At 38.5% G+C, this 10,959-nt stretch carries 11 protein-coding genes; all 11 read right to left on the reverse strand.

What is annotated here, in order from left to right; translation table 11 throughout:
* Window positions 1-92 precede the first annotated feature (92 nt).
* Entirely contained in the window at window positions 93-314 is a 222-nt protein-coding gene (locus ABUA34_RS12625; protein ID WP_055148032.1) for a hypothetical protein, read from the reverse strand.
* A 204-nt stretch (window positions 315-518) separates the two neighbouring features.
* Complete coding sequence (locus ABUA34_RS12630) at window positions 519-689, reverse strand: immunity protein Imm33 domain-containing protein (RefSeq protein WP_199413867.1); 171 nt, start codon at window positions 687-689, stop codon at window positions 519-521.
* A gap of 69 nt (window positions 690-758) precedes the next feature.
* Entirely contained in the window at window positions 759-1,268 is a 510-nt protein-coding gene (locus tag ABUA34_RS12635) for an ankyrin repeat domain-containing protein (RefSeq protein WP_055148038.1), read from the reverse strand.
* An 11-nt stretch (window positions 1,269-1,279) separates the two neighbouring features.
* The gene (locus ABUA34_RS12640) at window positions 1,280-1,411 is read right to left on the reverse strand and encodes a GH-E family nuclease (RefSeq protein ID WP_082418113.1); all 132 of its coding nucleotides are present in this window, start codon (window positions 1,409-1,411) and stop codon (window positions 1,280-1,282) included.
* On the reverse strand, window positions 1,350-1,691 hold the full coding sequence (locus ABUA34_RS12645) for a DUF6572 domain-containing protein (RefSeq protein WP_055148041.1): 342 nt from the start codon (window positions 1,689-1,691) through the stop codon (window positions 1,350-1,352). The genes ABUA34_RS12640 and ABUA34_RS12645 overlap by 62 nt, the downstream gene beginning before the upstream one ends.
* A 106-nt stretch (window positions 1,692-1,797) precedes the next feature.
* Window positions 1,798-2,004, reverse strand: a complete 207-nt coding sequence (locus ABUA34_RS12650; protein ID WP_055148043.1) for a hypothetical protein — start codon at window positions 2,002-2,004, stop codon at window positions 1,798-1,800.
* A gap of 68 nt (window positions 2,005-2,072) precedes the next feature.
* Window positions 2,073-3,383, reverse strand: coding sequence for an MFS transporter (locus ABUA34_RS12655; RefSeq protein ID WP_349823423.1), 1,311 nt, complete (start codon window positions 3,381-3,383; stop codon window positions 2,073-2,075).
* 53 nt (window positions 3,384-3,436) lie between these two features.
* On the reverse strand, window positions 3,437-3,682 hold the full coding sequence (locus ABUA34_RS12660) for an EsaB/YukD family protein (protein WP_015533115.1): 246 nt from the start codon (window positions 3,680-3,682) through the stop codon (window positions 3,437-3,439).
* A complete protein-coding gene (gene essC, locus ABUA34_RS12665; protein WP_349823424.1) occupies window positions 3,675-8,033 on the reverse strand; it encodes a type VII secretion protein EssC in 4,359 nt (1,452 codons plus the stop codon). The genes ABUA34_RS12660 and essC overlap by 8 nt, the downstream gene beginning before the upstream one ends.
* 17 nt (window positions 8,034-8,050) lie before the next feature.
* Window positions 8,051-9,823, reverse strand: a complete 1,773-nt coding sequence (locus ABUA34_RS12670) for a hypothetical protein (protein ID WP_055147840.1) — start codon at window positions 9,821-9,823, stop codon at window positions 8,051-8,053.
* Window positions 9,824-9,837: 14 nt separating this feature from the next.
* Window positions 9,838-10,959: immunoglobulin-like domain-containing protein (locus tag ABUA34_RS12675; RefSeq protein WP_502880271.1), on the reverse strand; the 1,122-nt coding region annotated here is incomplete at its 5' end.

Consider the following 10,959-nt stretch of genomic DNA (forward strand, 5'->3'; position numbering starts at 1 on the left):
CATGCCTTCTCTCGGTAACACTAATACCCAGTGCTCACGATTCACATAGCCTGTTCGCAGATACTGCGATACAACATACAAAGTATCCGTTATCACATCACGAACCTGTGCATTCTTATTTTAACCATTATGCTGATTAACACAACTGAAGCCAATACGATCCCAGCTATTACACCTATAATGATCTTCACATTGGGTCCATGCTTGTCAGAATCACCAGCTTCAAGCGCTTTTAAAATGTCTTCAAGCTCATCTCTGCTATCTTTCGCAGCTTCTCCAACGCCCGCAGCTCCAACATCATCTTCCCGCGACACAACACCATCTCCTTTATATTATTGCCAAGCAATAGTATTACATCGTTCATTATTTTTGTCAACAGTCGTTTAGTTTTTCTTAATTTGATTGTAAAAAAATACATTGTTTTCATAACAAGTGTTGTTAAGTAAACAATGTATTTACTATCTGCATCGGCTTCTTACGCTACTCATTTACTTCTTACCGAGTGCCCAGAATATGTCCTATACTTTAAATTTCTTTCCTGTACTGTTATCCAAGAAATATTTCTTTCCATTCTCATCCACCAATTCTAAATCAGTTCCAACTTTACAGTTGTATATTGTGAGAATTGCCGGTTCAATATTTGCAATTGTATTAAAATCACAGATGCTCATATTATCTGCATCACTCAAATACTCTTCCGTATCAATATATTTTTTGAAACAACGCTTCCACCAGCATCTGAAATAAAACTTACTACATCACTCATATAATTTTAACCTTTCTACTAATTTTTTTCTGTACGGCATTTGAGCAGCAATTTCCAATGGCGTTTTTCCCCATGCATTCTTGTAATTAACCAGAATATTTTTTTGTGCAAACCAGATTTTATATAAAGGTTCAAGTTCCTCATCTGTAAATTTTAAATTAATCAAATACTGTAGTGGGACTCTTCCTTTTTCGTCTATTTGGTTTATATCCACACCTCCATCTATCAACTTTTTGCACAACTCCACCGTCTGATTTATATTGTGATTCACTCTTGAAAGCAATATATGCAAAAGATTTTCACCACACTCATTTACTACATTAACATCAGCACCCTTATTGATCAAAAAAATTGTTATTAAATAACGGCTTTCTGCATCATTATTTGATAATGAATAAAATAGCAGTGATTTACCTTTGTACATTTTTTTCTCATCTCCTTCATTATAACAGGAAATAAAATCATCATATTTCTTTAATTTTGCTACTAAATATATATCCATTAGATTCTTCCTTATTCATATTTGTGACTACGGTTATTACTAGGCAGTTCTGGTCTATAGTTGTCAATATCATTGTACCAATCAACAAACTCTTTTACTGTTAATTCTCCATTGATGTTCCTCGCAGAATGTAATATAAGAATTTATTTTTTCTTGTAGTCTTAGTAAATGATCATACTCATTTTTCCAATCAAGATGATCTGATATCAGTAATATTAAAGCCTTCCCATTTTCATCCGTAGCCATTCCATCTATTGTTCCACTATCTAAAACCGACATACTTCTAACCATTGTTTTGGTAACAGCATCAAAATAATATCTGCGATTCTTTAAATACGTATTTTTCTCCTCATGTGTTACACCTGTTTCTCCAGCAATTTGTTTTGCCTCTGACGTAGTGTGTACAACATAGTCAATCAGCATGTTTTTTTCTCATGTTACTATAAAAAATACATTGTTTCCACTATACTAATTGTTATGGAAACAATGTATTTTTGCAAATCGCAAATTCTATGATAATTACCTTAGCTTATATAGTATTTTTTATTTCTTCTAAACCTTTCATTAAAGCATCCTGAACTATACTTACGTTATCGCTGTATTCTTTTTTTTCATGCTTAATAATATCAAATAAATCTTTTATAACTCCATCAATCATTATAGTTATACCCTCTACGCTTTCGCCTGTTTTTTCATTTACAAACTCCTCTGTCATTATCGAAATCGTTTTTTTCATTAAACCAATCCTCCAATTATTTTTTTCAACAATTTTAAGCTTACCTTATTCTATTTCTTATCTTTCACCTACCCCCCTCCTGCTATTATTCTTCCATTTGTAGCATATTCCTCAATCCATTCAATCCACGGTGCAGGAAATTCTATGCATCTTCCAGGAGTTGTGGGATCATTTAGCTTTGGCGCACATCTCCCCTGATTTAAAGGATTTGTTCTATAATTCTTTTCCGGCACGATATACTCGTTTACCATATCATCTAACCATTTAGGAACTTCAAATTCATAAATATCAGCACCAGGTCGTTTATTTTCTATATAATACTGCGAATGCTCTCCGTTATCCACACTAACATTCAAATTTACATTTTTCTTATTTATATATACATTTCCTTCACTATCAATTAATATTCTCTGTTGACTTGCTTTGTCTCCAGTTCCTCCTTGAACACGTCTATATGTGACTGTATTTGTGGGCTTATTACTATTAGCTTTACTTTGATTATCCAACGAATTCTTAAAATTAATTGAATTACTGTTCTTATCTGGTGATTGAGTCCTATCATTACATTCATCCATAATCGACTGCATAACAAGCGATGTTACAGCACTCGCTGCCCAAGTCTTGACTATGTCTACACCAGTAATACTCTTATCGTACTTGTCTGAATGATATGCATATACCACAGTATCTACAGTCGCATCAGATATCATATTCACAGCTTTTACTGCCACTATTCTTCCTACTGTCAGTTCTGCCCCGGTTGCAACTGCCGATATCCCGGCTCCTAATCCACCACTGATTGCACCCAATATTGCTCCAGATTCAAAGCCACTTGCAAATCCATCATAAAATGAGTTGCCGGAATTCATGGAAGCTATTCCATTCATAACGCCTGACGTGGTTGCACCAATAATAGCAGATGTCGCTATAGACTGTGTTACCGTGGCGGCCGCCGCCCCTAGTACAGCAGGGCAGACTATCGCCACTGCAGCAGTAACCACAAGCACACCTATACCTATAGCCAGCTTTCCCTCACTGGTCTCATACCATGGAGTTTCAGCATATAGGTTGCACAGAGTCTGTCCAGATGCCTCGAATTTTTCATTACATTCTTTATATAGATCGTATGCCTCATCCAGAATCTTCTTCAGAGTTCCAAGCCGATCATATTCGTCTACCAGTTGAGCACGATATCTGTCCAGGGATGATATATCCAGAGATTCCGCCATCTTGCTTATGTATATTATGTCTCTCTGACGTCTGATATCATCAATATACTGTCCAAGTGTATCATATATCTTTGACAATCTGTATGGTTCATCTTCAAGCTTGCCCAAGTCTACATATAAAAGCACGCCTCTATTCCCCATTATTTTCATCCCCCCTGTACTTGTCAAGTATCTTTACGATACTAACATCACACATCCTTCATCTACATGAGTATCAGTTTATCGCCATTTTCAACATGATAACTTTTCAAGGTTCTATCTGGATCCATAACCATGCCTTCTCTCGGTAACACTAATACCCAGTGCTCACGATTCACATAGCCTGTTCGCAGATACTGCGATACAACATCCAAAGTATCCGTTATCACATCACAAACCTGTGCATTCTCATTATATTGAACATCAAATTCTTGATTTATTTCTGGCATAATCAACCTGGACTTAATCATGCTTTATCTGCCTCCTGTATAACGGTATAATTATCTGCGATACATTCCGATCATCATTATCCTGTGGGATCATACCTATACCTGGTTTGTATATCTTATTTGCCTCTGTAAATGATAGATTAGTAAAATTAAAAAATGAAGTTTCAGCACAATTGCCACCCAGTTGTATTCCCATATGATATCCAGTCATAACATCATATACTTTTCGTCCACGACATTCTGACTGACTTGCTGTATCAATCAACCCTATAATGAATATGTTGTGCAGAGCGCCTTTCTCTACAACATTCTCTATAAATGGGACAATTCTTGTAATGCCTTCACTCGGCGAATACAATGTATTTAAAAACGCTTCCATATCTGCAATAAAAATGTATGTTTCCTTAAACCGGGTCATCTGGCTATATATTTCATTCTCATCATAGCCTTGTTCCTTTACCTGATTTTTAAACTTATTTCTCTCCACAAATTCTGGAACCAGCATTGTAAAGTAATCTGCCTGTGCTGCTTCGCTATCTATATACGTTGCTCCCAACAATTCCGAATCAAGCTTGAACTCATTGGAACCATGTTCTATAACAACTATATCTGCATTTCTCATCAGTGCTGCATTCATCAATAACCGCATAACATTTTTCTTACCAGTTCTTGCTCTGCCCGTAATTGTATAGCAGAATGTTCTCCTAAGGTCTATTCCATATCCCTCCGCACTTACACTGTCATATCCTATCGGCAGCATATATCCATTACACATCTGTGCAACATCATTACGCCTCTTGAATATCTCCCACGTAGGTTTTTCTGGAATTTCAGGAACACCTTCCGCTACCTCAGTAGCTCCTTCAGCCATAGATGCACACATATTGCGAAGTAACTCTATACGTTCCATATCATCGCACCTATCCGTAGCTATCGCTGTCTGGAATTCCATTACTTCTCCATCGACCTTTATGAGTCCTCTTCCCTTTAGATTTTCCGGTTCAAGCTCCACTCTTCCTGTTCTCAGAACCGATGAGTACATATACTTTTCATTCAGGCTCAATGCCACTGTTTCAGATATATTGTCTTCTATCCTTCCAGGTATTCCCGTATTACCAAATCCATTTGCAGTTACAATCGTATATATTCCATATGCAGTACCATCATGAACAATCTTCTGCATATTATCATCATATATTTCTGCTGTTTTTTCACGAAATCCAGCATAGTTATCTATTATGAACACTACTGCAGGCATATCGTTTTTGTTAACTTTTTTATAGGAGTTGAAGCTTATTCCACCAAGAATATTTTTTCTTGTAGATATAATCCTGTTTATTAAGAATATCAGTTTCCTAATTCTGTCGTCATCATCCTCGCTAACAAAGCCGCCAACCTGTGGAGCCTGTTCAAAGCACCGCAAAGATTTATTGCTAAAGTCTGCTATGTATATATTCACTTCTGAAGCTTTATATCTGGTTATCAATGATGCAATAAGTGTCTGAACAAAGGTACTTTTACCACTTACATTCGTTCCACATATTGCAATATTTCCAGCATCCGCAATATCGATCCTATATGGTTTCTGACTTTGCCTTGATGGATCATCGTACATTCCTATAGTTGCCACCAATGAATATGCATCATCTGATTTATTTATCGGATATTCATCATCTATATCGTCTATAAATATAGGATTAGCTATTGGTGGTATCCACAAACTATAATCTCTGTTATATCCATTTTCTCTTGCTACCTTGGCCAAATACTCTTTAACCGCATCCAACTGCGTTACGCTGTTTGCCGGATTTGACACTTTGGCAATTTTCTTCTTTCTTATAATCTCCGAACCAGAAGCTGAAAGTATCGCAGTTCGTGTATCTTCACCAGAAACCGCATCTCCCCGATACTCAGCTCCACTCCAGCCAGACTGGAATAGCTCATACACTTCATCATTTCCAACCTGCAGATATCCCCTTCCTGCCTGAGTTATAAAAGCAGCATCCTCCTTGTGCAGCATCTCTTTACTGTCCTGCTTATCCTGCACTCTAAGACACAGCTTAAACTTGGAATTCGACCAGATATTTTCGTCGACTGTTCCTGCTGGTTTCTGCGTAGAAAGGATCAGATGAACACCAAGGCTTCGTCCAACCTGTGCAACACTTATAAGCTCCTTCATAAATTCCGGCTGTTCTCGCTTCAGCTCGGCAAACTCGTCCACTATTATAAACAGATGTGGTACCGGAAGTTCTACCTCACCGGCTTTTACAAGCTTGGTATAATTATTAATATTGTTCACTCCGGCCTCATTGAAGACTCTCTGTCTTCGCATATTCTCGCTCTTTATGGACACCATAGCTCTCTTTATCGCACTTCCTGACAGATTCGATATTGCTCCTATCATGTGTGGAAGACCATCAAACAGGTTTGCCATTCCTCCGCCCTTATAATCAATAATGAAAAAGCCTATATCATCAGGGCTGTAGTTTATCGCCATTGAGAGAATATATGTCTGCAGCGTCTCCGACTTTCCCGATCCTGTAGTTCCCGCAACAAGCCCATGGGGACCATGATATTTCTCATGTACATCAAGAATACAGTCCTTGCCACCAGCCGACTGACCTATGACAGCCCGCATACTGTTGTAATTTTTGTTTGTCTTCCATCTGTCGAGAACCCGCAATTCTTCCAGCCTTTGTATTCCCAGCATATCAAAAAATGTAAGGCTGTCGGGTATACCGCCAGCCTCCACATCTTCGTTCACCTTTATAACTGCTATTCTGTCGGCAAAAGCTGCCAGTTGACTTTCTGTCACCTTATCAAAATCTACATGGCTATACTCATCCGTCTTCATCCTATGGATTCCCGAAAACTGTTTGTCGATTATAAGCTCATAAGTAGTGTCATTCAACAACTGCGATTCCTTATCAGCCAAGGTTACCACTGTGAAAGAATATTTCTGTGCATCTGTTGTTATGTACTTATTTATCGCATGCCCTTCCAGCAGAGAAGTATCAGCAACAAACAACACAATGTGAGTAAACTGTCGCTTCTCTATAGTATAATCTTTCTGTTCCCGGTCTCTCAGAATATCAATAATTCTGAAAAACAGGTCGTCCACTGAGCTTCTATCTGACGCCATCAGTCTCTCACTATAATCATCGAGCCACACATGCGGCATAAACCTATAGTTCATCCATTCACTGCTATCAGTTTCAGAATCGAATGCAAATGCAAGTTTTACATCACGATAAGAATTATTCGCTGCTATCTGTGCAATCATGGTTCTTGCCACATCAAATGCTTTGCTCTTATCTCCCGCTCCAACTATACCTATTATACCTGTAGCTCCGAGATCCACGCCCTGCGGAACATCCTTTATTCGTGAATATACAGCCTTTACTTTGCCCGGGATCTGTATCAATTCATCATCAGACTGTTCCATTCGTATCTTAGGAACAGTTATATACTCTGACACATCCAATGTTCCCAGGCCAACCCGCTCCACCAGATAATCCTTCTGATTCCTGTTCCTATTCCACAATTCAGTTGACTGATCTGTATATTGCGTTATAACATCAGGAGATTTGTACATATCTCCAAGCACATTTTTTATAGTGTTCTGATTATAAGCTATCTGTTTTATCTGCCGTCTCAGATATCTGGCATACCCAGATCTCCTGTCAAGCTCCCCCTGTGCATTTCTCTTCTTATCATAATGCATATTGATGAAGGCCCATAACACTCCTATAGCCGCAGATGCAGCAGCAGTGATAAGACCTGTATACATAAGCATTCCAGAATTGCTCCCTGATGATCTGTAGCTGTACATAGCAAGAACTCCTCCAAGCATCATAGGGATCATCATTGTAAATGTTGGTCCTATAACCATCAAGAGCGGCTTCTTTTCTATCTGCTGTTTTGCCGGTGGATTCTCAATTGTCACAGACTCTATAACCGGCTCCTTCGTATTTCTGGGAGATCTGTGAAAAAATCTGTCTTTTTCCTGAACATCCGCATATTGAAGCCTCTCAGAATCCATATACGGCAGATTGACAATAATACCATCTTTTAAGTGGTTCTGTATCAGCACGCCGATAAACTGCACACAGTATATTATCCTTAAAGCATCGACTTCTATAATATCTCCACATTTAAGCTTGTATCCTGACTGTACCGGATTGCCATTCACGGTCAAGCTATGGTTGCCAGTATCGCATATACTCCATCCATTTTCATTTTCCACAAATTCGGTCTGAACACCAATCATTTCCGGGCTTCTCACCACAATCTCATTCTCGTCAAGACTTCCTATTCTTATACGATGGACACCCGATATCATATATTTATCCACAGGAGTCATAAATTCCATAAGATTTCCTCTTTCGACTATTTAATAACACACTTTACAGCACTTGTGCTGGCACCATTCTGCACGTTTCCGCCCGACTTATAGCAAGGAACAACCTTAATATAATATTTTCCAGCCTTCAGTCCGGTTATGGTTGTACTGGTTCCCGTTATCTTACTCTTTGAATTGTATAATGACATCTGTCCACACTCTTCACTGTCTTTCTTGTAGCCATAATAATATATCCTATATTCGCTGGCATTATACTCCTTCTTACTATTAGACCACTGTATATATAACTGTCCTGATTTTTTAGATTCTTTATTCGCTATCTTAACTATGTTTGGCACCACTTTTATAGTTCTGGTGATAGACTTTGTACTATAGTGCGCAGCATCCGCTCCCTTTGGTGTAAAGGTAGCTGTAATCACTACACTGCCAAATGCTTTGTTATTCATAACCTGAACTCTTCCACCTGCCGCATTGATTGCAAGTAATTTAGGATTACTTGATTTGAAGCTAAACGTACCCTGACAATCACTAGGTGCAACACACTCAAAGCCATGTGTTCCATTTGCATTGTGCCATGTTGTTGATATAGGACTCTTGAACGAGATCACTGGTACCTTTTTTTCAATTCTAAAGTTCTTTACAACTCGCTTTCCTGATACGCAGTTGGAACCATTTGCCGTAACAGTAACTGTAGCTGTACCAGGTTCTTTATTATTTGCGTATTGTACTGTATAATCTGATGCCTTCAGCTTTGCACTTCCATACGCAACTGTAACTGCAGGCTTGAAATAACTTCCGCTATATGTATAAGAATTAGCAGCTAATGTCACTGTCGCTTTTGTTATATCCGCCTGAGAAATTGTAAATGTCTTACTTACTTTTCCAGTTAAATTCTTACAACCCTCTATGGCTGCCTCCGCTTTATTTCCGGCCGATACATTATTCTTTAAAGTAATCTTATAGTTATCAGTGCCCATTACCGCACCATTCAGCTTCACTGTAACCTTTGGTAACTTTGCTGTTCCGTCATATACACAAGATGCCACATCTATCGATGCAGACTGCACATTTGCAGGCTTAATTGTAAATTCCTTCTGGATCTCTCCGCCATAATCTCCACATCCAGTCACCACAATCTTTGCTTGTGTTCCTGCATTAATATTGTCTTTATAGGTGACCTTATAGTCTGTACCCTGTTCAATAACTCTTCCCTCATACTTGACCTGTACTGTCGGAGCTATCACCTTGCCTGTATATACATATGGTTTATCATCTGAAATGATCACCTCAGCACTGTCCTCTGATAAATTCAAGGCTGAAGGCTTGTACACATTATTATCCTGTCCGCTTGGAGCAATATCAAAACGGTGAGCCCCCACGACTTCATTGCACTTTAGATATGAACCAGACTTAACCTCAAGAGTCATGATACTGCCTCCACATGAGATTATCTTGTCTATTTTGCATGGCTCACTGCCTATGGCCAGTTTTTCGCAGTAGAGTCTCATGGACTGTGCGGTAAGTCCACGTATCTTCAGCTCGTCTTTATCCTCACTGTAATCTATTTTTCCATACACATACGCATCCGCTGCTTCAGACTCGGTCATGGTTATCCATGCAAGCGCTCTTCCGTTTGGTGATGTACTTAATCTTACTCCAACTGGATAATTTGCTATGCAATAATAGGTTTTTACCGCATCAGTCGAATCCGACTCATCAGCGTGTGCCTGCACCATACCAAATGAACATATAGCCAAGACAATCATCACTGCCGCTATAAGTTTTTTTACTCTCGTCATCTGAAATGCCCCCTTTACTTCCTTATATCTCCTCTGCTATTTGTAACCTTCTGTGATTCAACGCCATTTTTCTTCACATAAATTACAGGATAGTATCTGCTATACTTTGATACATTCACAGTAATAACTACTTTCTTGCCTTTCTTTACAGTTTTTATATGTGGCTTACCATACAGTTTTTTCATCTTTGACGATTCATACACTTTTACGATAACCTTTGAATTCGGAGTAGGATTATTTACTGTTACTTTTAGTGTTTTGCTGTTATGGGCAATTGACACAGATGACATCACCGGTCTTACATAATATGTAATCTTTCTTACCTTCTGCTCATATACACCATTATCACCTGCTTTTATCGTAACTATAGCTTTACCAACACCCTTTATTGTTATCTTTCCATTATTCGCTACAGAAATAACCTTAGGATTGGATGAACTATATGTAAGTCTGACTCCACCCTTTGCTGAGGCTCCTATGCTTCTCTTCACGCCCTTCTTATAATTATACTGTGTCTTTTTACTCTTAACCTGTATGCTCTGAGGTTTTCTTACCTTCACAGTGATTGTTTTTGAGCATGGCTTATAATTTGACTTTGTCTTATTATTAGCGCATATTGTTATTTTGGCTGTACCCGTTTTTGTGACTGTTATGACTCCTCTGTCATTGACCTTGAGTACATTCTCGTTTGAACTTGTGTACCTTATCTTCTCATTTCCTGAAGTCGTAGCTGCCAGGGTCATAGATGCTGTTCCACGACTGTTCAGAAGAAGCGTATATGTACCTGCGGCCTGCTTACCATCCTTCTTAACAGAAAGCTTGCATGCTGCCTGAACTATTGAGAATTTCATTGTGAGTGTGCCGATATTCTCATTTTTTCCTGTAATCTTTATAACAGCGGTTCCGACATTTTTATTATTCGAGTATGTAACATCATATGCATCTGCATTTACTACAGAGCCATCATTATCCGTAACTTTAATTACCGGTTTTATAGGCTTTCCCGTATAAGAATAACTCTTAGCCGGAATACTTACATTCATACTGTTTTCATCAAACCTATAAGCCCTCCTGATAATCACATTCTCATCAGAATCCGGAGTATATATGTTGTTACCAGCCTCATATGTATACAG

The sequence above is a fragment of the Coprococcus sp. RTP21428st1_C9_RTP21428_210409 genome, from assembly GCF_040227395.1.
GTDB lineage: Bacteria > Bacillota > Clostridia > Lachnospirales > Lachnospiraceae > Coprococcus > Coprococcus aceti.

Coding starts and splice junctions, on each gene's coding strand:
- ABUA34_RS12635 (WP_055148038.1), bottom strand. CDS start 1,268: ATGGATATATATTTAGTAGCAAAATTAAAGAAATATGATGATTTTATT.
- ABUA34_RS12645 (WP_055148041.1), bottom strand. CDS start 1,691: ATGCTGATTGACTATGTTGTACACACTACGTCAGAGGCAAAACAAATT.
- ABUA34_RS12650 (WP_055148043.1), bottom strand. CDS start 2,004: ATGAAAAAAACGATTTCGATAATGACAGAGGAGTTTGTAAATGAAAAA.
- ABUA34_RS12655 (WP_349823423.1), bottom strand. CDS start 3,383: ATGAAAATAATGGGGAATAGAGGCGTGCTTTTATATGTAGACTTGGGC.
- ABUA34_RS12660 (WP_015533115.1), bottom strand. CDS start 3,682: ATGATTAAGTCCAGGTTGATTATGCCAGAAATAAATCAAGAATTTGAT.
- essC (WP_349823424.1), bottom strand. CDS start 8,033: ATGGAATTTATGACTCCTGTGGATAAATATATGATATCGGGTGTCCAT.
- ABUA34_RS12670 (WP_055147840.1), bottom strand. CDS start 9,823: ATGACGAGAGTAAAAAAACTTATAGCGGCAGTGATGATTGTCTTGGCT.